Source organism: Enterococcus sp. 2STP (assembly GCF_032465635.1).
In the GTDB taxonomy this organism is placed as follows: Bacteria; Bacillota; Bacilli; order Lactobacillales; family Enterococcaceae; genus Enterococcus_B; species Enterococcus_B lactis.
Genome location: NZ_JAWDJH010000004.1, coordinates 90,855 through 116,053, shown reverse-complemented (window position 1 = coordinate 116,053; position 25,199 = coordinate 90,855). Strand labels below are relative to the sequence as shown.

Genomic DNA, 25,199 nt, shown 5'->3' with positions numbered 1-25,199 from the left:
AGTAACAATGCCGAACACAGAAGTTAAGCTTCTTAGCGCCGATTGTAGTGAGGGGTTGCCCCTTGTGAGAGTAGGACGTCGCCACGCAAAGGTAAAAAGATGAACTAGAAATAGTTCATCTTTTTTTATTTTTATTAAGTTAAAGAACGGATTCAATTGCAGTAGTCATTTTCAATGGAGAAGTTTGTGGTGCAAATCGTTCAATTACTATTCCATTTCGATCAATCAAAAATTTAGTGAAATTCCATTTTATGGCTTTAGTGACCGTACCAGGAGCTTCATTTTTAAGATAAGTAAAAAGAGGATCTGTATTTTCTCCATTTACATCAATCAATTGATGCATAGGAAAGGTAACGCCATAAGTGGCTTTACAAGCTTCTGCTGCTTCAGTCGCTGAAGCTAGTTCTTGTTTAAATTGATTCGAAGGAAAGCCTAATATAACCAAACCTTGTGACTGATAAGTTTGATAAAGTTTTTCTAATTGCTCGAATTGCGGTGCTAGGCCGCATTTTGTTGCAGTATTGACGATGATTATTGGTTTGCCGGCATATTTTTCCAATGAATAAACTGTGCCGTCTTCTAAAGCAACTTCAAAATTATAGATAGACATAAAATTTTCTCCTTTCTATTATATGATAAAAAGAGTGCTAAACTGAAAACTAGCTATTTTTTTTCTCGTTTAGTACTCTTTTCAGACAATAAATAGTTAATAAAACGACTACGAAGATAAGATAGCTTTATTGCTTCTCACCTTTACGTTCTTTTAGAAACTATGCTTCTACTTCAGACCATTCATCGCGTTTTGCTAAAAATTCACGAGCTAAGGCTTGTGCACCTTCTAATGTATGGCTAGCAGCCCAGCCGCATTGTGTTTCATTGCTTGCTGGTACTTCAGTAGCTTCAAGGACATCTTTCATTGTTGCTTCCAGAACATCTAAAATATCTTCGTAACTTTCATGATTCAATACAGTCAAGTAAAATCCTGTTTGGCATCCCATTGGTGACCAGTCTACGATATAATCTGCATGATTACGGATTAGTTCAGCAGTCAAGTGTTCCAATGAATGCAGACTTGGCATATCCATGTGTTCTTTATTTGGTTGTTTAAAGCGGACGTCGTATTTAATGATGACATCGCCATGTGCACCTGTTTTTCGATCGGCTACACGTACATAAGGTGCTTTGACTTTTGTATGGTCAAGATTAAAACTTTCGACATTCATTCTCATTTATAAGACTCCTATCTATTTGTTCATTTGTTTTGATGTTTTCCACTAAAGAATTATTTAGTGAAATTTACAAAAACGTCTTTCTACTTGATTCTAACACTTATCGTTTCCAAGGTGTAGCAATCTGAAATATTTTTTAGATTTTTCTGCTAAACCGTTTATGCGGACTTTCTAGTTCTTGATTGTGTCAAATGCCTGAGCTAAATCGTTTATGAGATCCTGACCATACTCAATTCCTACAGAAAGACGGATCAAGCCGTCCTTTATGCCAGCCTCTTCACGTTTTTCTTTTGGAATAGACGCATGAGTCATGACAGAGGGAATTTCTACTAAACTTTCTACGCCACCTAAACTTTCTGCTAAAGTAAATAGTTGGAGAGATTCAACAAAAGGAATAGCAGTTGCTTCATTTTTTAAAGTAAAAGAAACCATTCCGCTAAAGCCACTCATTTGTTGCTTAGCAATTCCATAAAGTTCATGATCGGGTAATCCTGGATAGTAGACCTTTTCTACTGCTGGATGAGAGAAAAGAAAATCAGCTACTGCAAAAGCATTTTTTTGATGTTCCTCCATACGAACACTTAGAGTCTTGATTCCACGCTGAAGTAACCAGCTATCTTGAGGACCAAGAACGGCACCGATAGCATTTTGATAAAATCCGATCTGCTCAGCCAGCTCTTTATGTCTAGTAGTCACTAGACCAGCTACTACATCGCTGTGTCCGCCTAGATATTTGGTGCCGCTGTGGACAACGATATCAGAACCAAGATCTAATGGTCTTTGAAAATAAGGAGTAGCAAATGTGTTGTCAGCAATAACTATCAATCCATGTCGATGAGCCAGAGTGGCACTTTTTTCTAAATCAGTAATCTTTAGAAGTGGATTGCTAGGTGTTTCAAGATAAAGTGCTTTTGTATTGGGTTGGATGGATTGTTCTATTTTATCAAGATTGCTCGTATCTATGATCGTGTACTCGAGACCATTTTTAGTAAGAACCTTGTCAAATAGACGGAATGTTCCTCCATAGACATCATCTCCTAATAAGATATGATCGCCAGCTTCAAAAAGAGAAAAAACGGCATGAATCCCAGAAAGACCAGAAGAAAAAGCGAATCCTCGAACACCCCCTTCCAAATCAGCAATTAGTTCTTCCAATGCAAAACGAGTAGGATTACCAGATCTTGAATATTCATATTGTTTAGGATGACCGACTCCATCTTGCCGATAAGTGGATGTTTGATAAATAGGTACACTGACAGCTCCTGTTGTGGAATCTTCACTGATGCCTCCGTGGATCAATTTTGTTTGAATGTGCATGTTTCTTTCCTCCTATAAGTAAATGTTTTTTGATAAATAGCGGTCTGCTGCGTCTGGAAAAATCGTAACGACACGATGACCAGGTGGTAAACGACGAATTTCTCTTAATGCTGCTGCAAAAGCCGCACCACTCGAACTTCCAACTAATAGCCCTTGTTCTCGTGCTAATTGCCTAGTATAGTTAAACCCTTCTATATCAGAGATTGTCTCGATCTGATCGATTGAAAGGGGAGAAAGAAACGGCGGAATGAATTCTACACCGATACCCTCAATTTCATGAGGGGCTGGATCTCCGCCATTTAACACAGAGCCCTCTGGTTCTACACCGATTATTCGAATGTCGGGATATTTTTCTTTCAAAAAGGTAGACGTTCCAGCAAAGGTTCCACCGCTACCGATCCCCGCCACAAAACTATGGATATCTTCTTTGATTTCATGAAAGATTTCCGGTCCTAACGTATGATAGTAAGCAGCGGGGTTATCTTTATTTTCAAATTGAAGAGGCAGATAGCTGTTCGATATCTCTTCTGCAAGTTTTTTACTTTTGCTGATGGCACCGACGATTCCTTTCTCACTAGGAGAATGGATGATCTTTGCTCCCAATGCTTTCATCAATTGTTGTTTTTCTAAGCTGAACTTCTCTGGAACAACAAAAATCGTTCTTAACCGATGTGTGAGTGCGGCCAGAGCAATCCCAATCCCTGTGTTTCCGGCAGTCGGTTCGATGATCGTCGTTTTTTCATTGATTTTTCCTTGGGCAAGTCCTTCTTTGATCAAATAACTGCCCAATCGATCTTTGATACTTCCTCCTGGATTTAAATATTCCAGTTTTGCATAAATAGCAGAACCTTTAGGCATAGAATAGTGCTGATTGTCAAAGCGATAAAGCGGTGTAGAACCAATAGCTTCTGTAATTGTCGAGATAATCATATAGACCTCCTAAAAAAGATAATAAAAAAAGGAGCTGACTATTAAATCAGCTCCTTGAAAGACATAGAGAAAAATTGAGTAGCCAAAAAGGTAAGTTATCTGGTACTCATTCTATGAAGGGCAATTAATAGACATGACAAATAGTATGCTGCTTTTACGCACCATACAACAGCAACGATTCAATTGTTTTTGGTTGCTGACTGTCATGTGTATCCCTCCAAGTAAAATTTTTATTAACGATAGCATGAAAAAAAATAAAAGTCAAAGGCTTGAAAGGAAAAAATTTTCGATAGTATCGTTTACCCGTGTTTATTTTTTTTTGACAAATAGTCATGAAACCTTAAAAGATAGAGAATACTCTAGTTTTCTGACCGGTTGTCTGATACAATAAAGTTGATTATGATAAAGAAAAGAAGGAGCAAAAATAATGATCTCAGCAAGTGATTTAAGAGCCGGTATGACATTCGTTCAAGACGGTAAATTGATTAAAGTTCTGGATGCAAGCCACCATAAACCTGGTAAAGGAAATACAGTTATGCGTATGAAACTGAAAGATGTCCGTTCAGGCGCAACATACGACACAACATTCAGACCAGAAGAAAAATTTGAAAAAGCACATATCGACACAAAACCTGTGCAATATTTGTACACGATGGACGATACAGCTTTCTTCATGGATTTGGAAACATATGAACAATATGAAATTCCTGTAGAAACAGTAGAAGAAGAAATGAAATATATCCTAGAAAACATGGAAGTAAAAATCCAATTCTTCGGTAGCGAAGTTATCGGTGTTCAATTACCAACAACTGTCGTGTTGCGTGTCGTGGAAACACAACCTTCAATCAAAGGTGCAACAGTTACTGGTTCAGGTAAACCAGCGACAATGGAAACTGGCTTAGTGGTCAATGTTCCTGACTTCATCGAAACAGATGAATTATTGGAAATCAATACAGCAGAAGGTTCTTATGTAAAACGTGCGTCAAAATAATGAGCTGACGAATTGATAAGAAGTTGAATAACATAGCTTGACCTCTTGAAAAGTGGATCATCCGATCTGCCTTTCAAGAGGTTTTTTGTAGAATCAGCCGATTGAAAAATAAAAAAGTATTTGTTTTATTTACACTTTGAAATACAATTTAATTGAAAGATGTGATCTGTCGAATATTTTGAAAGAGAGGAATCTTTATGGGATTCATCCTATTACTGTTTTTTTATCTTTTGATTTTTTTGTTGTGGGCAATAATTGTAACGCTTGCATTTCCAGAAGTGGCTTTGTACATAATTGTTGTTTTGTTTTCGATGTTCCTTCCGAATGAAATAGGTGGGCGATATATTGAATTATTGGAATTTTTTCAGCCTATCATCCATTATTTTCAACGATTTACAGAAGCGCATCTATCTGTAAAATTATTTATTCTTTTAAGCATTCCACTGAGTTACCTGCTGTTGTCTAGTCTATTACAATTTTATGGTATTTATCCATTGCAGATCATAGGATCATGTATGACGATAGTTACTGTTTTTTATTTATTAAATGTTATTTTTCAATTAGCTTTGATTTGGAATATTTTGCTGACAGTTCCGATCTCTCTCGTAGCAATTGGTATCCGTTTAGTTGTTTATCATTCTTTGAATAAGTATTTTCGTAAGTGTACGTATTTATTCACTTTTTTACTCAAAGAAAAAAATGAAAAGAAAGATACTTCTGAGCATACGCAACAATCATCTGATCAAAATAGGAACAACGAAAAAACTTCTTTAGTAATCAACGAGCCTTTTGAACTGGAAGCTTATTTTAGGCTGATCTTAGGTGTAGATGAACAGGCAACAAAAGAAGAGATCAAACATGCCTATCGACAAAAAGTCATGAAGTATCATCCAGATAAATCCGTAGAAGAAAATGCGAAAGAAAAGTACGAAGAGATTATCGAAGCCTATAAATATTTGAAATAGTTTCAAATTGCCATGTTTCCTTTTATTTTCCTACTGCTTGTATAACCAAGACAGCGTTTTCTTTCTCTTTATATTAAAATAATATTATAATTAAATTAGTTTAAAAAGAGAAAACGGAGGCTGAATAATGGAGAAGCATACGACGAAAGAGACACAGAAAGAAAATAGCAACGTAAAAAAACAATTGAACTTTGCGGATAATCATGAATTTATGTTAGCTAGCCAGAATTGTGTCGCTCCCTTTAACCATTTAGAGATTATTCAAGACGGAAAAGTTATATGGAGCCAGAAAGCTTATGCATTTTTAGAAGAGGAATGTCCAAACTGTGCGAATCCAAGTCTTTGGGAAAATGCGCGATGTAACCATCAAACGGGTCTCTTTCGTGTCACTGAGCAAATCTTTCAGTTACGGGGATTTGATATGGCCAACCTCACACTGGTTCTTACTCCAAACAATAAATGGATTGTCTTTGATACATTGATGAGTATCGAATGTTCAAGAGCAGCGATTGAGTTTGCGGATCGCTGGTTTAATGAAAACGGGTATCCAGAAGTGGAGGGGAATCTTGCAGGAATCATTATCAGTCATTCCCATGTCGATCATTTTGGTGGCATACGCGGTTTGTTTAAAGACTTCAACGTAGATCCTTCTGTTCCGATTTATGTACCTGAAGGATTTACGGAAGCTGCTATTTCTGAGAACCTTATGGTAGGGAAGGCCATGGGAAGAAGAGCAGTCTTTCAATATGGCTCTTCCTTAGAAAAAAGCCCATTTGGTTCCTTATCTGTTGGGATTGGACAAGGACAATCTACCGGCACGATCAGTTTTGAGCTTCCTACTTGTGAGATCACTGAAAATAAAATAATCACTATCGATGGCTTAGATCTGGATTTCCAATTGACCCCTGGCACAGAAGCCCCTGCCGAAATGAATACGTATATTCCAGCATATCAAGCGCTTTGGATGGCAGAAAACTGCACTTGTACGATGCATAATCTTTATACTCTGCGAGGGGCACAGATACGAGATGGAAAAAGCTGGTCAAGATACCTTATCGAGGCACAACGGCGCTATGGACCAAAAGCAAAAGTATTGTTCCATGCGCATACTTGGCCGCGGTACGCCACTGAGGAGGAACCAGATGCTATTAACAGGTATTTACTAGACCAAGCACGGTTATATAAAGGAATTCATGATGAATCACTTAAAGCTGTCAATGCCGGGTATACCATAAACGAATTAGCAGAACAAGTCGCTTTGCCAGAAGAGCTGATAAACCAGTGGTATCTAAGACCATATTACGGAACGATTGCTCATAATAGCAAGGCGGTTTATCAAAAGTATATCGGTTGGTATGATTCAAATCCGGTGAATTTAAATCCGCTTCCTCCTGAACAGGAAGCGAAACAAATGGTAAAGTACATGGGTGGAGCAGAGGCCATCTTAGAAAAAGCACATGAAGATTATGAAAAAGGAAATTATCAATGGGCGGCAAAAGTTACGAATTTGGTCATTTACGCAGATCCTGAAAATAAAGAAGCAAGAGCGCTTTGCCGACGATCGTTGACACAATTGGGGTATCAATCGGAATCTGGGGCTTGGCGAAATGAGTACTTGACTGGAGCACTGGAATTAAAGGAAGATGTGGACTTGTTTTCAATTGAATCGGCTGATTCGTCAGAGTTATCGGCACAGATGAATGGAGAAATGTTGCTGGATTATTTAAGCATCCATACTATTTCGACCAAAAAACAACAGACGGGCATGGTAAAGTTCACAGATGATTGGCAACTTTCAAATGGTCAAATCCATTCATTGACAACGACTTATTTCATCGATTACTGGCAAGGAATTTTGACTTATTATCCTATTTCTTCAGACAAAGAGGAGGTCACGCTCATTTATGAAGGAAAAAGATTAACATTCCTCCAGCAAATGCTTGATTCCTCGGGTGAACCACGAAACTGGTCCATGCTTTTTAAAGCAGATACAAACAACTATTTCAATATCATGGAACCGTGAAAATAGTTGAAATAACTCATAAATTTAAGATATCCGAACGATATGGAAGTAAAAAGGGTTTATCATCGCTAAACATCGATAAACCTCTGCTTATATGCAGAAATATTCTTCTGATAGTTCGGATATTTTATTTTTTGTACCCTTTTTTATTTTTGTTTTAAAAAAATGTTTCGAAATATACTAGACAATTCAGAAAATTTTGTATAATATTATTCCAATAAAATTCAAATCTTTATCAAATGAAATTCCAATAAAAACGGAAAAAATGTGAAAAGAGGAATGAAAAAATGACAGAATTGATAATTGGCGGAGTCACAGCAAGCACATTAGCAGAAAAGTATCAGACACCTCTGTATGTGTATGACGAAGAAAAGATGAGACAAACGATGCTGTCATTCAAGCGAGGCTTTGTATCGAAGCATTTTGATACAAAAGTGCTTTACGCCTCTAAAGCATTCCAAACGATTGAGATGCTACGTTTAGTCCATGAATATGGATTTGGGCTGGATGTTGTCAGCGGTGGGGAAATCTATACCGCTTTGCAAGCTGATTTTCCTAGAGATGCTATTTATTTCCATGGTAATAACAAGACCCCAGAAGAACTGATCTATGCACTTGAAAATGAGTTGTTGCATGTTGTTGCCGATAACTTGATGGAAGTCGAGTTATTAGAAGAATTAAGCCAACGCTATTCTAAAAAAGTCGATGTCATGCTTCGGTTGAATGTCGGTGTAGAAGCCCATACTCATGAATATATCGTCACTGCACATATTGATTCAAAATTCGGCATGAGCTATGAAAGTAAAGAGTGTCAGCAAGCTCTCCAATTGATAAAAGAAAGCAGTTATCTAGAGTTAGAAGGTTTTCATGCCCATATTGGGTCACAAATTTTTGATGTTACTGCTTGGCTAGCTGAAATCGACAAATTGACGAGTTACTTAACCGATTTTGAGCAACCACTTTCCTTGAATCTCGGGGGAGGATTCGGGATTCGTTATACACAAAATGATCAGCCAATCCCAATCGAAGAGGCACTAAAAAAGCTGATTGAATATACGGAAGAAGCTTTGGACAAACGAAAACTGACGATTCGTCAACTACTGATCGAACCAGGAAGAAGTATTGTTGGGGAAGCTGGTACAACACTATACACGATTGGCTTCATCAAAAAGACACCACATAAAAAATATTACTTTGTAGATGGCGGGATGACAGATAATATCCGCCCAGCTCTGTATCAGGCAGCATACGATTGTGATTTAGCAGAAAAATTGTCGGAAGAAAAAACAGAAAAAGTGACGATTGCAGGAAAAATGTGTGAATCAGGAGATGTGGTAATCAAAGAAACTTATTTGCCGAAAGCAAAATCAGGTGATCTTTTAGCTGTTTATTCCACGGGGGCTTACGGATACTCAATGAGCAGCAACTACAATCGAGCGACACGACCAGCAGTTGTTTTTGTCAATAATGGTCAATCAAGACTGGTTGTTCGCAGACAAGCATTTTCTGATCTACTAAGGGGGGAAGTTTCTTATGATCCTTCATAAATATAATGGCTGTGGAAATGATTTTATCTTATTAGATTACACAGAGGATACGGATTATAGTCAATTAGCCGCTTCTTTATGCGCAAAAGAAAAATATGACACAGACGGATTGATCGCCGTAAAAACCGATCCGTTGGAAATGATCTATTACAACAAAGATGGTAGCCGTGCCCCTATGTGCGGAAATGGTATTCGCTGTTTTGCTCGATATGTGAATGATCAAAATAGGATGGATGAACAGGAATTCAACGTAGAGACGTTAGCAGGCACAAGAAAAATTACGGTGTTGGATCCCTCACCTTTTTATTGCAGCGTAGATATGGGAGTGCCAGATGATTCTCCAGAAAAAATCAAAGCTGCACAATCTTATCCAATAAAAAACCAGGAAATAGAAATTGGTGGCGAAAAAGTAACGATCACTAGTTTATTTTTAGGGACGATCCATACCGTTGTTTTTGTTGAAAATGCGCGTGAGGAAGTTTGGAAAAAAAGAGGCGAACTGATCTGTCATCATCCTTTATTCAAAGAAAAAACCAATGTCAACTTTGTAGAAGTAGTCAATGAACAAGAATTGACCGTCCGTACCTATGAAAGAGGAGTAGGTTGGACACTTGCTTGCGGTACAGGTTGCTGTGCCTCTTATGCGGTTGCGAAGGAAACTGGGAAGATTTCAGCAGATCAGGTAGTCGTTCACTTGGAACAAGGAGACTTGATGATCTCTGGTGAGGATACGATACAAATGGCTGGTCCAGCAGTTCATGAATGGACAAGAATATTGGAGGAATGAAGATGATAAAAGGTTCGATCGTGGCGCTGATCACGCCGATGAATGAAGAGGGATCAGTAGATTATGCTGGTTTGGAAAAATTGATCCAATTCCATTTAGATGAACAAACAGACGGATTATTAGTTTTGGGTACAACAGGAGAATCTTCTACACTCACACAATCTGAGGAGGAGAAGATCCTTCAACTGACAGTAAAGAAAGTGGCTGGCCGTGTGCCGGTGATTGCAGGAGCTGGAACGAATAATACGAAAGAAACGATTGAAAAAGCGAAGCATTTTGCTTCTTTGGGCGCAGATGCACTTTTGGTCATCACTCCTTACTACAACAAAACAAGTGATGCAGGATTAGCTGCTCATTTCACAGCAATTGCAGAAGCTTCACCAATCCCGCTTATTTTATATAATGTCCCTTCTAGAACAGGCATGTCGATTCCAATCCATGTACTAGTAGATTTAGCAGAACATCCTAATATCATTGGTTTGAAAGAAGCCTCAGGAGATATGGCTTATGTGATGGATGCCACTCGATTGATTAGCGAAAAATTCAGCCTTTACAGCGGAAATGATGATTTGATCCTGCCAGTAATGAGTGTAGGAGGGAGCGGTGTAATCAGTGTATGGGCAAATATCCAGCCTAAAATAGTCCATGAGTTAGTAAAAGATACGATGGACGGAAGATGGCAGCAAGCAAAAGAAAAACAATTAAATGCACTTGAGCTGATCCATGCCTTGTTCAGTGAGACCAATCCTATTCCTGTCAAAGCAGCTATGTCATTATTAAATTTACCTTCAGGACCTCTACGCCTGCCTTTAGTGTCCCTTTCGGAAGAGAAAAAGAAACAATTAGCTCAGCTTTTGCTAAGGGAAAGGACGGTTGAAAAATGAAAATCGGACTGATTGGCAGTGGACAGATGGGGAATAGAGTCGAAGAAGTTGCACAAGAAAGAGGAGACACGGTCCTTCTTTTACGGACGGCACCTAAAGAAGCAACTACACTTGCTTTTACGGAACTGCCAGAACTGCTTATTGATTTTTCTCATCCAGATAATTTAGAGATGATCCTTTCGTATAGCTTGTCTTATCAACTTCCGTTAGTCATTGGCACGACAGGTTATACACAATCACAGTTCCAAGAAATGGAAGAACATGCCAAGCAGGTACCTGTGATGTATAGTGCTAATTTTTCGTTAGGCATCATGGTGATGAACCAACTGATCAAGCAAGCAGCTGCAATGTTGCAAGGCTGGCAGATCGAACTGATTGAAAAACATCATAGTCGTAAAAAAGATGCACCATCTGGTACCGCGAATATGCTTCTTCAAACAATCCAAGAAGTACAAAAGCTTCAGCCTGTATACAACTGGCAAGGACAAAAAAGAGAAGAAAATCAAATTGGTGTACACAGTATTCGTGCAGGTTCTTTACCTGGTGAACATGAGGTAATGTTTGCAGCTCCCGATGAAGTATTTACGGTCAAACATGAATCTTTTTCTAATCGAATCTTTGCTGCAGGTGCAGTAGAAGCAGCGGACTGGTTGAAAAATCAGCCACCAGGTTATTACAAATTAGAAGATTTATTAATGGATAAAGGGGTGTAAGAAACGTGGAAGCTCAAGAAATCATCCGCTACATTCAAACGGCATCTAAAAAGACGCCTGTGAAAGTCTATCTGAATGTAACCGAGCCAATCAAATTTAAAGACAGCAAAGTTTTTGGTGAAGGAAACAGCTTCGTTGTTTTTGGTGACTACGAGTCGATTGCTCCGGTTTTAGAAGCTGAAGCGGAAAAAATCATTGAAATCGAAATCGAAACTGCTGCAAGATACAGTGCAGTTCCTTTGCTGGATATCAAAAAAATCAATGCCCGTATCGAACCAGGTGCTATTATCAGAGATCAAGTGTCCATCGGCAACAATGCCGTGATCATGATGGGAGCGATTATCAATATCGGTGCAGTAATCGGTGAAAACACGATGATTGATATGGGTGCTGTCTTAGGTGGACGAGCGACAGTGGGCAAAAACTGCCATATTGGTGCAGGAGCTGTCTTAGCAGGTGTAATCGAACCCGCATCGGCTAAACCGGTTATCGTAGAAGATGGCGTGCTGGTAGGTGCGAATGCAGTGATTGTTGAAGGTGTCCATATCGGAAAAGATGCAGTCGTGGCAGCAGGAGCAGTGGTTTTAGAAGATGTGGCAGCAGGCACTGTTGTCGGTGGAATACCTGCACGTGTCTTGAAAATAAGTGATGATCAGACAAAAGAAAATACAGCATTGATTGCTGCGTTACGCGAATTATAGAGGAGATGGAGAAAAATGCGCGAAATAGATACCTGTATTGTGGGGGCAACCGGATTAGTCGGACAAACGATGCTCAAAGTGTTAGAAGAATATGATTTTCCAGTAGGACGATTGAAATTATTAGCGTCAAAACGTTCAGCTGGCAAAGTTTGTGTATTCAAGGGGAAGAAACACACTGTACAGGAATTGACAGAAACTTCATTTGAAGGATATGATTTAGCGCTATTTTCTGCAGGTGCTTCTGTATCCAAAGAGTTTGCGCCAATCGCAAGAAGTCAAGGATTATTTGTTATAGATAATTCCTCGGCATGGCGAGAAGATTCGGATATTCCATTGATCGTTCCAGAGGTCAATCTTGAAGACTATACATTGAATCGGCTGATTGCGAATCCAAATTGTTCAACCATTCAAGCGGTACTACCGCTTAAAGCTTTACAAGAAACCTTTGGAATCCAACGAGTCAATTATTCGACCTATCAAGCAGTTTCTGGTTCTGGACAGAAAGGTATCCAAGATCTTTACCGCACGCAAAATGACGAGGAACCAGCTTTGTATCCTTATAATATTAGTCAAACGGTGATTCCAGAAATCGATCAGCCTTTGGAAAACGGCTATACCAAAGAAGAACAGAAAATGATAAATGAGACCCGTAAGATTCTGCATCAGCCTGATTTGCCAGTATCAGCAACCTGTGTACGTGTACCAATCGAGAATGGACACGGAGTCTCGGTGGCCGTTCAGTTGCAAAAAGAGTTTACGATTGAAGAAGTTAAAGAGTGTCTCAGTCAGTTTCCAGGAATCCAATTAGAAGATGATCTAGCAGCACATAAATATCCAACGAGCATTCTTGCTAGAGGAACAGATACGGTTTATGCTGGGAGGATCAGAAAAGACACCTCTTTAGAGAACGGACTGTTGTTCTATACAACTGCCGATAACATACGCAAAGGAGCCGCTGCGAATGCCGTGCAGATTGCTGCAGCTTTAATGCAGAAAATAGCGGAGGTGGCAAGATGAGTAATACGCTGAAAATAGCAAAATTCGGCGGAACATCGATGTCTCATGAAGAACAATTCAAAAAAGTCCGTACAATTGTTCTTTCAGATCCCAATCGTCAAGTGATCGTTGTTTCTGCTTTAGGCAAACGTACATCAGATGATGACAAAGTAACAGACTTACTTTATTTGATTTATGCCTACCTTCAGCATCATGTTGATTGGACACCCCTTTGGGAAAGGATCTGTGAACGTTTCATTCAAGTAAGAGACCTTCTTGACCTGCAGTTACCTATGGAAGAGGAACTGGCACGCATACAAAAACAACTGGAAGATGAAAAGATAACTGAAGATTATTTAGTAAGCAGAGGTGAATATCTGACTGCTCGACTGATGGCTGAGTATCTTGGTTACCAGTTCATTGATGCAAAGGACCTGCTGTTCTTTGACTATGATGGAAAAATCGATGAGGAAAAAACAGCACAGGAAATCACAAAAGCATTTAAAAGATATCCGAAAATGGTTGTTCCAGGATTTTACGGGGCAAACCCTGCAGGCAAAGAAAAATTATTGGGACGTGGAGGAAGCGACATTACTGGCGCGTTACTGGCGAAGATGCTACAAGCGGCGAGTTATGAGAATTGGACAGATGTTTCAGGAATCATGATGGCTGATCCGAGAATCATCGATCATCCTAAAATCATCGAGGAAATCTCTTTTAGAGAACTGAGAGAGATGGCTTATATGGGGGCTAATGTTCTTCATGAAGCAGCTGTTTTCCCAGTTCAAGAGGCGGATATCCCCATCCAAATAAAAAATACCAATGATCCTTTCGCTCAAGGAACAAAAATATCGAATCACGAAGTGGAAAAGGAAAATGGACTGACAGGAATAGCTGGACGCAAGGATTTTCTTTCGATCACTTTATTCAAACGTCATATGTCCGATGAAATCGGGTTTATCTGGAAAGCAATGAGCATTTTTGCTAAACATGAGATATCAATCGAACATATTCCTTCAGGGATCGACAATATCGGAGTGATCGTCTCAGCAGAAGCGATTGCCGATAAATTATTTCTCATCACAAAAGAATTAAAAGAAACACTTGGCGTGGAAGAAATCGTCGTGATCGAAGACTTAGCTTTGATCTCTGTCGTTGGCGGACCGCATAAAGAATTGATCGGTTTATCTGGAAAAGTGTTATCGATATTGAATAAATTAGAAATTCGCACATCGATCTTATCACAAGGAGCACAGGAGTTGAATCTAATCATCGGTGTACCGAATGATCAGTATGAAACCGTAGTGAAGGGTATCTATGAAGGGATGGTGAATACGGATGCTGAAAGAATATCGAATGGCACTCCATCAAATTCCTGAAATCGGATTTCATGAATTCAAAACAAAAAAATATTTATATGAACAAGTAAAAAATAGTGGAGCCGTTATCCATGAAATCGGCGAAACAGGACTGCTTCTTTATTTTGATAATCAACAAGAAGAAACGATTGCTTTTCGAACAGATATCGATGCACTGCCAGTCAAAGAAGAAACAAATCTCTCTTTTGCTTCTAAGCATGAAGGGTACATGCATGCATGTGGTCATGACGGACATATGGCGATGCTTTTAGGGTTGACCGACTTTATAACTGAACACATCGAGGAGCTTATTTATAATGTAGTACTGATCTATCAGCCATCAGAAGAAATTTCCGGCGGCGCACAAAGTGTTATTCAGTCAGGATTGTTAGATAAATATGAAGTACAAGCAATATTTGGCTTTCATCTATGGCCTGGACTAGCGAAAGGAGAAGTTTTTTCTCGACCAGGACCTTTGATGGCACAAAGCAGTGAAACAGACATCATCATCAAGGGCCAGTCCGCGCATATTGCTTCTAGTGAAAAAGGAATCGATAGTCTGGAGGCAGCTGTACGATTTTTGAAGAATGTTTATGATTTTGATCGGCAATTACCGACAGAGTGGAATCATCTAATGAAATTTGGTCAAATCCAAGGTGGAACGATCCGGAATGTTTTAGCTGGAGAAGTTATTGTATCCGGAAGTATCCGTTCTTACAGTTCAGATATGCAAAATTATTTGAAGAGGGGATTAGCTCATTTAGCAGAACAGTTTCACTCTGCAGCTACTATTTCTTTCCGCTATAATGACGGCTATCCAGCTGTAATCAATCATAGCGGCTTATACGCAGCATTGTCGGATTCAAACAAACTACATGAATTAGAGGATCCAGTTCTTCAAGCCGAAGATTTTGGCATATATACGCAACAATATCCATGTGTATTTTTCTTTTTAGGTGTCGGTGATACCCCTGCTTTACATGATCCGACGTTCGATTTTGATATGGATGTTTTAGAAAATGGTGTAGAATGGTACAAAACGATTCTTTTTACAGAAAATCTTCTTGAAGAAATCGACAGCAGTTCAAAAGAGGAGCGAGTAAATAATGATGAATTTATCCAATCAATTTAATCCTAGGCTTTCTAGAATAGAAGTATCTAAAATACGGCAATTCGATCAGCAAATATCGTCGATACCAGATGTGATCAAGCTCACCTTGGGAGAACCGGATTTTCCGACTCCCGAACATGTCAAACAAGCCGGAATAACAGCGATTGAAGAAGACTTTTCTCACTATACCGGAATGAGAGGACTGGAGGAACTGCGGGAAGCTGCTTGTATGTTTCAGCAGCAGCGTTATGGATTAACTTATGATCCGCAAACGGAAGTTTTGACGACGGTTGGTGCAACGGAAGCGATTGCTTCTGCATTGTTATCTGTTTTAGAAGAAGGAGACAAGGTTCTTATTCCAGCGCCTGCTTATTCAGGATATCAGCCATTAGTGGAACTAGCTGGTGCTGAATTGATCCCGATAGATACTTCTGACACAGGGTTTGTCTGTCAGCCGGAACAATTTGAACGAGCATTTGAACAATATGGATCAGCTATCAAAGCAGTCATTTTAAATTATCCTAACAATCCCACTGGGACGACATTGTCTGCAAGCCAGTTGGAAGCAATCGCTGAAGTTTTAAAAAAATATCCGGTATTTGTTATAAGTGATGAAGTATATGCTGAATTGACTTACACTGGAACGCATATGTCCATAGCTTCTTATCTTCCGGAACAAACAATCGTGATAAGCGGGCTATCCAAGTCACATGCGATGACTGGTTGGCGAGTGGGATTTATTTTTGCTCAAAAAGCCCTTATTGACGAACTAATTAAAGTCCATCAATATCTGGTGACTGCGGCTACAACGATGTCGCAAAAAGCTGCGGCTGAAGCGCTAATAAATGGAGTAAAAGATAGCGAGAACATGAAAGAGCAATATCAAACACGAAGAGACTATCTGGTCCAGCAATTGGCGCCTTTAGGATTTGAAGTGACTCAGCCAAACGGTGCATTTTATTTATTTTGCAAACTCCCAGCTGTCATTCAAACCGACTCTTGGCAGTTTTGTGTAGACTTAGCGGAACAGGCAAAAGTTGCGTGTATCCCTGGCATTGCATTTGGCCCAGAAGGAGAAGGCTATATACGGATTTCTTATGCTAGCAGTATGGAAAACTTACATGAAGCGTGCAAACGGATCAAAGACTTTTTAACAGAACAGTGATTCATGAATTTTCTCAAAAAACAATCGGCATCTTTGCGGTATATTCTGCAAGCTGCCGATTGTTTTTTAAATTTGGTTCAAATGAACGCGTTTCTTTTGATTCATAACTGATGTAATGTTAAGTTTAAATTGTTTAGAATGATTTTAAAAGAATATTCAAGGAGGTTTCATCAATGGAAAAAATCAAAGTTGTCATTGTAGGTGCATCTCATGGAGGGCATCAATCGATCTTGGAACTATTGACACGATACGGTGAAAATGTAGATATCACGCTATTTGAAGCAGGAGACTATGTTTCCTTCATGTCATGCGGTATGGAGCTGTATCTAGAAGACAAGGTAACAGATGTAAATGATGTACGTAATTTCAGACCAGAAAACTTTCCGCAATCCAATGTTCATATTTTAAATAATCACGAAGTAAAAACGATCGATGCAGATAAAAAAACAGTAACGGTTACTAGTGCATCAGATAACGAAACAAAAGAATATCCTTATGATAAATTGATCTTGAGTTCTGGTGTCAAACCAAACAATTTGCCAGTACCAGGGGCAGATTTAGAAAATGTCTATTTGATGCGTGGATACAATTGGGCAACCAAAATCAAAGAAAAATTAAATGATCCGGCTATTAAAAAAATCGCTGTCGTAGGTGCTGGTTACATTGGGATCGAAGCAGCAGAAGCAAGCCGAAAAGCTGGAAAAGAAGTCGTCTTGCTTGATGTGATCGACAGACCCTTAGGCACTTATTTAGATGCTGAAATGACAGACATTTTAGAACAACACCTAAATGAAAACGGTATTGAAGTTTTGACAAACGCCAAAATCGAAGCCTTTACCGGAAACGGAAAAGTGGAAGCAATCAAAACAAGTGAAAAAGAAATCCCAGCAGATCTAGTCATCCAAGCTGCTGGTGTGAAGGCAAATACAGAATGGTTAAAAGGGATCGTCGACTTAGATGAACGTGGCTGGATCCAAACGAATGAATACTTGCAAACGAATCTTCCAGATGTGTATGCAGTAGGAGATGCTACACTTGCTTATTCTATCCCAGCACGCAAAAAAATGCCGATCGCTTTAGCGACTGTTGCACGTAGAGAAGCACGTTATGTAGTAAAACATCTTTTTGAAGAAGTACCAAACAAACCGTTCGGCGGAGTCGTAGGTTCCTCCGCATTAAGTGTCTTCGACTACCATTTTGCAGCAAGCGGATTGAATAGCTTCACTGCAGCAAAAGCAGGAGTAGATGTACGAGTGTCTTATTATGAAGATACGTTACGACCAAAATATGTACCAGAAGAACAAGGAAATCCAAAAGTGTCCATCCAATTATTCTCAGATCCAATGACCCATCAATTGCTAGGAGGAGCAGTATTATCTACCTATGATGTTACAGGTCAAGGAAATGTGTTGGCACTAGCGATCCAAAATAAACTGACTTTAGAAGAACTGGCAGAAGCTGACTTCTTCTTCCAACCAGGTTTTGACCGACAATGGAGCATGTTGAATCTAGCCGCTCAACAAGCACTAGGAGAAGAACCATTTGTAGAATAAGGAAACGAAATATTTGAAAAGAGGTTGTGACAGAAGTGGTCAGCTTCAAGAAATAAGAAGGAATTTACGAAAATTGCTTCTCAAATTTTTGTGAAATTTCGGCTTATTTCCGTAGAAGCTACTTCTGGAACACCGTGTAGGAGGTTGTGAAAAAGCTGCTCTGCATCAAGCAGTAAGAACAATCAGATAAAAATAGCACTCCATATTTTTCATCTGATTGGGTTTAGTGCCGTAGATGCAAGCTTTTGAACACCGTTTAAGGAAGAGGTTGTGAAATCAGTGTTTTGAACTGAGTATTAGAGAAACAAACGGCAAAATAGTTCCTCATATTTTGCCGTTTTTTGAGCTAATATCGAGGGTCAGCTGATTGAACACCCTTTGTTCGGAATAAGGAACTGTGACACGACTCGTGTCACAGTCCTTTTTTTAGTGAAAGGATACATTTCTTCCTTGTATATTCCATGCGTGTTTGAGAGAAAGCATATATAATTTAATTAACAGATAGTTAGGGGGAGAAAGAATGGTTTTTTCAATCACAATGAAACTGGTATTCGGATTGATCGGCTTGTTATTAGTGGTGCGTTTGCTTGGGAAGAAATCCATGTCGGAAATCACACCATTTGATTTAGTCTATACGCTTGTTTTAGGGGGGATCTTAGAAGAATCAACCTATGATGACAATGTCCATGTAGGTCATGTCCTATTTGCCATTGCGCTTTGGGCAGTAATGATTTATGGTATCGAACGTATCGTCCAAAAAAATGAAAAAGTCAATCGCTGGGTTAAAGGCGAGCCCTCTGTTTTAATCAAAGACGGCGTCATCAACATGACAGAGTTGGCAAATAACCATATCGAGATGGAGCAGTTGCGAGCAATCTTAAGACAGCAGGAATGCTTTTCTCTTGAAAATGCCAAACATGTTATCCTAGAGAATGCCGGTCAAATGAGTGTATTGAAAAAATCAGATGATGACAAAGCTTTGTCGATCCTGCTAGTGGATGAAGGACAAATCCAGCATAAAGTACTTCAATCCAATCAACTAGATGAATCGTGGCTTCTGGAGAATTTGAAGAAAGAAGGCTATGCAGACGTAAAACAGCTGATTTATGTCGAATGGTCAGAAGAAAAAGGGTTCTACGTACTAAACAAAGAAGACGTGATGCATGAATCTTACCGGATAGATGGATAGAGAGAGGTTGTGAAATCAGCTCTTTGACTTGATACTCAAAACTAAGCGACTTTTTCGCAACCTCCACTAAACGATGTTCAATCAGCTAATAATAAGATCAAAACGCTGATTGAACAGCCTCTCATGTCACAAACCATTTTTTTGTTTCTTTTAACTCAATATGCCGTACGTCTTCCCAAACTATCGGCTGATGGTCGATCATAAAATAATCTTCATAGGCTTCACCAATGAAATGACCTTCAACCTCATCTAAGAGTCTTCCAAATTCATCTGTTAAATTGAGCTGGATGATTACTGCTTTACGAGATAAAAAAGCTTCTGTCAGTATACTATCGATTTCTTGTAATGTCATTTGTTGTTTAGGGAGAGGTTGTTTGCGTGCTGCTTCTTCATTTTTTTTGATACCGTTGACTAGTTCTTCCATCGCAAAAGCGGTCCCCCATTTTAATCCAAATGGACGATCTCGATACTCGTTATAGTCAATGAATTTTTTTGCTGTCCGTCTCATCTTTTCCACCTTCTAATCCACTCATACCACCTGCATGCCCACCAACGAGAGAGCTACGTGCAATGGCGCGTCCTCCTTGCAAGAGACTATGCGCATGGATGATTGATTTAAAGCCGTATTTTTTTCTGATCGTATCGACTACAAAATCAACTTTCGCTTCATTTATCTGCTTCTCAGGATCTTCAAAAAGGTTAAGCTGTAAACCTGTCGCGTATACGAGGTTGGAACAGTTCACGCCTATACGTCGAATATCCTGACAGCGGTAATGCTGGTGGAAAATGGTCAATAAAGCCTCTGCTAGATCTCTGCTAGCATTTGTCGCTTCGATTTTTATTTGCTGGTGGAAACCGGTCTTACCATTTGGATCAAGATAACCTAAGGAGTATCCTACCCATAAGCTGACTACTTGTGCTTTTGCTGCAGATCGTCTCAAGCGGGTGCCGACTTGATCGGCCATTTCTTTGATAACAATCTCGATTTCTTCTTGCCTCGTATAATCTCTATCTAGAATTTGACTATTTCCGATACTTTTTGATTTCGGTATATATTCTTGCCCTAAAAAACTTCGATCGATTCCCCAAGCATGGGCATAAAGCTGAGTACCGATGATCCCTAACGTGCTTTTCAAGTGATAATAATCCGCGTGAGCTAAATCATAAACCGAATGTATACCCATTTGTTTCAGTCGTTTTGCTGTTCGTTTGCCGATTCCCCAAAAGTCAGTGATATCTGAGATTGTCCATAACTTTTCTGGGACATCTTCATAACGCCATTCAGCAATCATTTGTTTTCCGTCTTTTGAGCCATTATCTAAGGCTAGTTTAGCAAGTAGTGGGTTATCGCCGATTCCTATAGTCGTGTAGATTCCGGTCTGTTCAAATACATCTTTATGGATCAGTTTAGCCATGTCGTACGCATTCGTTTTACCAAAGAGTGCCATGCTATTTGTTACATCAAGGAAGCTTTCATCAACGGAATAGACATGATGGTTCGCTTCATCTGCATATTTTTTATAGATAGTATTGATTTCTCTGTTTTTTTTCATATAATAGGCCATCCTTGGAGCAACAATATATAAATCACTTGGATAGGGGAAGGGTAAATCTCTGGCACGACTGATATTGGTGATGCCGTACGCTTTTTTTGCTGCAGGACTGGAAGCCAAGATTAATCCGCTACCCCGTGTTTCTGTCGAATCAGACGGATAGGACATTACTACTAATTTAGTTGTAAGGGGATCAAGATCCTTTTCCACGCACTCTACGGAGGCGTAAAAAGATTTGCAGTCAATACATAAAATATCTCGTGAAGGTTCTTTTTCATAAACAAATACTGGATTTTGATTCGCCCACATAACAATCACCTCTTCTACATAATTAGAACATACGTTCCCTTTTTGTGTCAATAAAAAACAGCAATTTTCAAACATGAGCAAAAGGCTCACATTTGAAAATTGCTGAGAGGTTATTTGTCCCTATTTATTTAGCTGTGTTCATTGATTTTTCTATCATACATGAACGGCTTCTGGATCAATCTTTGTTGTCCCATTTCCAATGTGTGCAACATAAAATTCTGGAGCATAGCCGACAACTTTCATATATTCATCATAGACATTGTTTTTGAAGGCAGGTATATTTTCTTCTTTGACAAGAGCAATCGCACAGCCGCCAAATCCAGCTCCTGTCATTCGTGCACCTAAGACACCTTCTTGTTTTTGAGCAGCGTCCACTAGTGTATCTAACTCGATCCCAGTCACTTCATAATCATAGCGAAGAGAGTGGTGAGAATCATTTAGCAGTTGTCCAAATGCTTCCAAGTTTCCAGCTTCTAATTCAGCTTTTGCTTTCAAAGTACGTTGATTTTCATAAACAGCATGACGAGCTCTGCGTATCAATGTATCATCACCGATTTGGTCAATAGTTGATTCAAATTCTTCTTCATCTAAGTCTCCTAAAGAAGAGATAGGTAAAGTTTTTTGCAGACGTGCCAAGGCTTCTTCGCATTCGCTGCGGCGTTCATTGTATTTTGAATCTGCCAATTCCCGACGTTTATTCGTATTCATGATGACGATTGCATAACCATCTAGTTTCACTGGGACCATTTCATATTTCAGCGTATTTGTATCTAACAAAATCGCATGATCTAGCTCACCGAAGCCGATGGCAAACTGATCCATGATACCTGAATTGACACCGATGAATTCATTTTCTACTTTTTTACCCGTTTGGACTAGTTCCAAACGATCTGTTTTTAAATCAAACAGATCTTCTAATACAACACCTACCAATAATTCTAATGAAGCGCTACTGGAAAGTCCTGCACCGTTAGGGATTGTTCCTTCCACCAACAACTCAAATCCATGATCAATTGGGTGTCCAGCTTCTTTTAATTTAAGGACCATTCCTTTTACGTAATTTGCCCAATTTGCTTTTTTATCATATTCTAGCTCGTCTAAAGTAAAACTGATGACACCGATATCATCAAAGTTTGTGGAATAAACTAATATTTTATTATCGTCTCTAGGTGCGGCGACACCTTGCGTTCCATAGGTGATAGAAGCAGGGAAGACATGACCGCCATTGTAATCTGTGTGCTCACCAATCAAATTGATGCGACCTGGCGAGAAGTATTGTGTCGTTTTTTTAGGGCCGAATGTTTCGGCAAATTTTGTGTTTAAGCTTCTTTTGATTTCCATGATGAGTTATTCCTCTCTTGTTTTGATTTTGAATTCTGTCACTGTTTCAAATGTTGATCCGGCTTTTAAATGAATCGAACCAAATGCTGAGAAGCGCTCTGCCCCTGGAGCTGTTTGAGTCTCAAATGTGATGCCGCCGTGATGTGCCAGTTTTCGACCACGCATTTCTGGTGTTTCTGGACCGAAATTTGCAGTGAAAATAACCATACTAGAAGCATCTGTAGCGATATCTACTTGGATTTTTTTATCCGGACTAGTCAAGCGAGCGGCTTCTTTATCCAAGCCAGATTCTTTTAAGAAAAATGGATGATCGATTCCGTCAACGAGTTCTTTTTGATCCAAATCACTAGCAAAAACGGACGCTAGTTTTTTAGGCGTTTGAAAATCGAAAGCATTTCCTGCAGTATTTTCTTTTACTCCTATAGGAATACTGTCTGCTCGTAAAGGAGCGTAAGCTTCACTATTGAGCCAAAGCTCATGTTGATCGATCGCTTGAGAAGCATCTCCCGTCAAGTTGAAGTAGACATGATTTGTCGGATTGAATAAAGTATCTTGATCGCTGATGCCGCGAGTGGTCACCCGCCAGATATTATCTTGTGTCAAAGTATAACGGACTTCCACATCCAATGTACCTGGAAAACCATGTTCTCCGTCGGGACTTGTAGTAGTAAAAATGACAGAAGCTTCATTTTCGCCATTCAAAATGACATAAGACCATTTTTTTAATTCAAATCCAGGAGAACCACCATGCAGATTATGCCCAGTTTTTGGATCTATAGCTAATTGGTAAGTTTTTCCATTGAGAGAAAAGCGGCCATTTTCGATCCTCCCTGCGGTGCGACCGATAGACGCGCCGATATACGGGTCTTTTTCGATATATTCTTCAGCGGTGTCAAATCCCAAAACTAATTCTTGATCATTTGTTTTTAAACGAACGATCCTAGCACCTAAATCAGAGACAGAAAGTACTAGCTTGTTTTTATTCTCCAAGGTTATCAAATGATAACCTTGGCCGAAATCTTTTTCTGTAATCTTCATTTTCAAGATCCTTTCTTAATGTGAAGGAACTACTGCATCGTGAAGTTCATCTTCCATTGTATCAGCTGGAGCCAATTTGTTTTCTAATTCCTCAACGATTTGTGCATGTTTTTTCTCTGTCAATGTAATCTTCCAAGCAAAAATAATAGCGGAGAAAATCATCAAAGCAGCAGGAGCATAGAATGCATAAGCTTTGAAAGTCGTTACGCCATGAGCAGTGATATCAGCAGCAGTAGCATTACCAGTCATCCCAGAAGCGATAGCGACAAACCCTACGATCCCGTTAGACAAAGCACCAGCGATTTTATCTAGTAAAGGACGAATAGAGAGAGTAACAGCTTCATTACGGATACCATTTTTCCATTGGCCATATTCAACAGAGTCTGTGATTGTCATCAAAGCGGATAAGAAAATCAATTGTTGAGGGAAGTAGAACAATACTAACCCGATGATAACGATTGGCAAACTTGAACCTGCGATCGTAAAGAAAAAGTAGGAAGAAATCATCATTGCAATCCCGCCAAGGTAAACATAGCGACGAGAGATGACGCGTGTAAGCATTGGGAATAATGGGACAGCTATTAAACCAAGTAAGGCAGCAACTAGACCAACGATCCAAAATTCAGTTGGTTGGCCAAGTACATATTTGAAGAAGTAGAACAATACGGCAGTCGTTGCTACATTAGCAATCGCATAAGCGATATAAGCAAGGGCAAGCCACATCAATTGATCGTTTTGAGCAACTGCTTTGAACACATCTTTGATTCCGGCTTTTTCATTTTGTTGACGGATCGCAGTATCGACTTCTTTTGTTCCCAAGGCAGTGATAATCGCAGTACCGCCTGAAATAACAGCGGCAATCACACCGAACCAGAACCAACCTGAAGCGCCTTCAATATGTTTATGAGTAACAAGATAGGTAAAGAAAGTAACGATAGGGACAACGACTAGTGTAGTACCATTTGCACCTAGAGAAGAGCCGAAACGAGCAAACGTAGCAAATTTTTCACGTTCCTTTGTTTCCGTGCTCAAAGCAGGAATCATTGACCAAAAAGCGATATCCTTGAATGAATAAAAACTATCCAACAAGATGAAAACGATTGCAAATAATATGATAAATAAAGTCGTATTATGAGTAGCTAAGCCAAAGAAATTGGTAAAGATTGCTACCAAGAGTACAGAACTAACAATACCACCGATAACTAACCATGGTTTGAATTTGCCATATTTTGTACGGGTATTATCAATAACGCCACCAATTAAAGGATCAAAAATAATTTCAACTAAGCGAATACCTACAACTAAGCTTGTAACTGTAGCAATCATTTTTGCATTCGTTGCCTTATCTGTTCCTGCAAACATCTGGCTTGTCACGAATACCATAAAATAAGTGCTTAATGTAACATAGAATGTGTCGTGTCCAAAAGCGCCTAAAGCGTAGGACATACGTTGGATCATTTTGCTTTTCATAATCTGTATTCCTCTCCTGTTCAATATAT

At 39.3% G+C, this 25,199-nt stretch carries 23 protein-coding genes; 14 read left to right on the top strand and 9 right to left on the bottom strand.

Annotation, left to right across the window (positions count from 1 at the left end):
* Positions 1–139: 139 nt before the first annotated feature.
* The 4 genes from RWU19_RS01235 to RWU19_RS01220 all read right to left on the bottom strand — a co-directional run bounded on the left by RWU19_RS01235 (position 140) and on the right by RWU19_RS01220 (position 3,476).
* Entirely contained in the window at positions 140–610 is a 471-nt protein-coding gene (locus RWU19_RS01235; protein WP_024635446.1) for a glutathione peroxidase, read from the bottom strand.
* A 160-nt stretch (positions 611–770) separates the two neighbouring features.
* Positions 771–1,229, bottom strand: coding sequence for an S-ribosylhomocysteine lyase (locus RWU19_RS01230; protein WP_002289439.1), 459 nt, complete (start codon positions 1,227–1,229; stop codon positions 771–773).
* A 171-nt stretch (positions 1,230–1,400) separates the two neighbouring features.
* Positions 1,401–2,546 (bottom strand): cystathionine gamma-synthase, encoded by a 1,146-nt coding sequence (locus tag RWU19_RS01225; RefSeq protein WP_002292688.1) that lies wholly within the window; start codon positions 2,544–2,546, stop codon positions 1,401–1,403.
* A gap of 12 nt (positions 2,547–2,558) precedes the next feature.
* The gene (locus RWU19_RS01220; protein WP_002292689.1) at positions 2,559–3,476 is read right to left on the bottom strand and encodes a PLP-dependent cysteine synthase family protein; all 918 of its coding nucleotides are present in this window, start codon (positions 3,474–3,476) and stop codon (positions 2,559–2,561) included.
* Between the two features lie 427 nt (positions 3,477–3,903).
* Between RWU19_RS01220 and efp the strand changes: the two genes are divergently transcribed.
* From efp to RWU19_RS01150, 14 genes are all read left to right on the top strand, one after another.
* A complete protein-coding gene (efp, locus tag RWU19_RS01215; RefSeq protein ID WP_002289434.1) occupies positions 3,904–4,467 on the top strand; it encodes an elongation factor P in 564 nt (187 codons plus the stop codon).
* A 197-nt stretch (positions 4,468–4,664) separates the two neighbouring features.
* The gene (locus RWU19_RS01210; RefSeq protein WP_104764665.1) at positions 4,665–5,432 is read left to right on the top strand and encodes a J domain-containing protein; all 768 of its coding nucleotides are present in this window, start codon (positions 4,665–4,667) and stop codon (positions 5,430–5,432) included.
* Between the two features lie 127 nt (positions 5,433–5,559).
* Entirely contained in the window at positions 5,560–7,455 is a 1,896-nt protein-coding gene (locus RWU19_RS01205; protein WP_123838035.1) for an alkyl/aryl-sulfatase, read from the top strand.
* 287 nt (positions 7,456–7,742) lie between these two features.
* Positions 7,743–9,002, top strand: a complete 1,260-nt coding sequence (gene lysA, locus RWU19_RS01200) for a diaminopimelate decarboxylase (RefSeq protein ID WP_002291394.1) — start codon at positions 7,743–7,745, stop codon at positions 9,000–9,002.
* A complete protein-coding gene (dapF, locus tag RWU19_RS01195; RefSeq protein WP_086285741.1) occupies positions 8,989–9,789 on the top strand; it encodes a diaminopimelate epimerase in 801 nt (266 codons plus the stop codon). The genes lysA and dapF overlap by 14 nt, the downstream gene beginning before the upstream one ends.
* Before the next feature lie 2 nt (positions 9,790–9,791).
* Positions 9,792–10,673, top strand: coding sequence for a 4-hydroxy-tetrahydrodipicolinate synthase (gene dapA, locus RWU19_RS01190; RefSeq protein ID WP_123838034.1), 882 nt, complete (start codon positions 9,792–9,794; stop codon positions 10,671–10,673).
* Positions 10,670–11,386, top strand: coding sequence for a 4-hydroxy-tetrahydrodipicolinate reductase (gene dapB, locus RWU19_RS01185; protein WP_024635453.1), 717 nt, complete (start codon positions 10,670–10,672; stop codon positions 11,384–11,386). Before dapA ends, dapB begins: the two co-directional genes overlap by 4 nt.
* A 5-nt stretch (positions 11,387–11,391) precedes the next feature.
* Entirely contained in the window at positions 11,392–12,087 is a 696-nt protein-coding gene (dapD, locus tag RWU19_RS01180) for a 2,3,4,5-tetrahydropyridine-2,6-dicarboxylate N-acetyltransferase (RefSeq protein WP_002314500.1), read from the top strand.
* A 15-nt stretch (positions 12,088–12,102) separates the two neighbouring features.
* Positions 12,103–13,104 (top strand): aspartate-semialdehyde dehydrogenase, encoded by a 1,002-nt coding sequence (locus RWU19_RS01175; RefSeq protein WP_123838033.1) that lies wholly within the window; start codon positions 12,103–12,105, stop codon positions 13,102–13,104.
* A gap of 8 nt (positions 13,105–13,112) precedes the next feature.
* Entirely contained in the window at positions 13,113–14,462 is a 1,350-nt protein-coding gene (locus RWU19_RS01170; protein ID WP_002314502.1) for an aspartate kinase, read from the top strand.
* Positions 14,422–15,573 carry a M20 family metallopeptidase gene (locus tag RWU19_RS01165; RefSeq protein WP_002340998.1) on the top strand — a complete coding sequence of 384 codons (1,152 nt, stop codon included), beginning with the start codon at positions 14,422–14,424 and terminating at the stop codon, positions 15,571–15,573. Before RWU19_RS01170 ends, RWU19_RS01165 begins: the two co-directional genes overlap by 41 nt.
* Positions 15,548–16,717 (top strand): pyridoxal phosphate-dependent aminotransferase, encoded by a 1,170-nt coding sequence (locus RWU19_RS01160; RefSeq protein ID WP_104764659.1) that lies wholly within the window; start codon positions 15,548–15,550, stop codon positions 16,715–16,717. Before RWU19_RS01165 ends, RWU19_RS01160 begins: the two co-directional genes overlap by 26 nt.
* 173 nt (positions 16,718–16,890) lie before the next feature.
* Positions 16,891–18,270: an FAD-dependent oxidoreductase gene (locus RWU19_RS01155; protein WP_002291406.1), complete on the top strand. Its 1,380-nt coding sequence runs from the start codon at positions 16,891–16,893 to the stop codon at positions 18,268–18,270.
* 520 nt (positions 18,271–18,790) lie between these two features.
* Positions 18,791–19,459, top strand: coding sequence for a DUF421 domain-containing protein (locus RWU19_RS01150; protein WP_002308119.1), 669 nt, complete (start codon positions 18,791–18,793; stop codon positions 19,457–19,459).
* Between the two features lie 121 nt (positions 19,460–19,580).
* On the opposite strand, the gene RWU19_RS01145 is transcribed toward RWU19_RS01150, so the two are convergent.
* The 5 genes from RWU19_RS01145 to RWU19_RS01125 all read right to left on the bottom strand — a co-directional run bounded on the left by RWU19_RS01145 (position 19,581) and on the right by RWU19_RS01125 (position 25,170).
* Entirely contained in the window at positions 19,581–19,967 is a 387-nt protein-coding gene (locus RWU19_RS01145; RefSeq protein ID WP_086285748.1) for a hypothetical protein, read from the bottom strand.
* Positions 19,939–21,321: a Y-family DNA polymerase gene (locus RWU19_RS01140; protein ID WP_123838032.1), complete on the bottom strand. Its 1,383-nt coding sequence runs from the start codon at positions 21,319–21,321 to the stop codon at positions 19,939–19,941. The genes RWU19_RS01145 and RWU19_RS01140 overlap by 29 nt, the downstream gene beginning before the upstream one ends.
* A 153-nt stretch (positions 21,322–21,474) precedes the next feature.
* Positions 21,475–22,662: a galactokinase gene (locus RWU19_RS01135; RefSeq protein WP_002314506.1), complete on the bottom strand. Its 1,188-nt coding sequence runs from the start codon at positions 22,660–22,662 to the stop codon at positions 21,475–21,477.
* Between the two features lie 6 nt (positions 22,663–22,668).
* Positions 22,669–23,700, bottom strand: coding sequence for an aldose epimerase family protein (locus RWU19_RS01130; protein WP_123838031.1), 1,032 nt, complete (start codon positions 23,698–23,700; stop codon positions 22,669–22,671).
* A 15-nt stretch (positions 23,701–23,715) separates the two neighbouring features.
* Entirely contained in the window at positions 23,716–25,170 is a 1,455-nt protein-coding gene (locus tag RWU19_RS01125) for a glycoside-pentoside-hexuronide (GPH):cation symporter (protein ID WP_002336053.1), read from the bottom strand.
* Positions 25,171–25,199 lie beyond the last annotated feature (29 nt).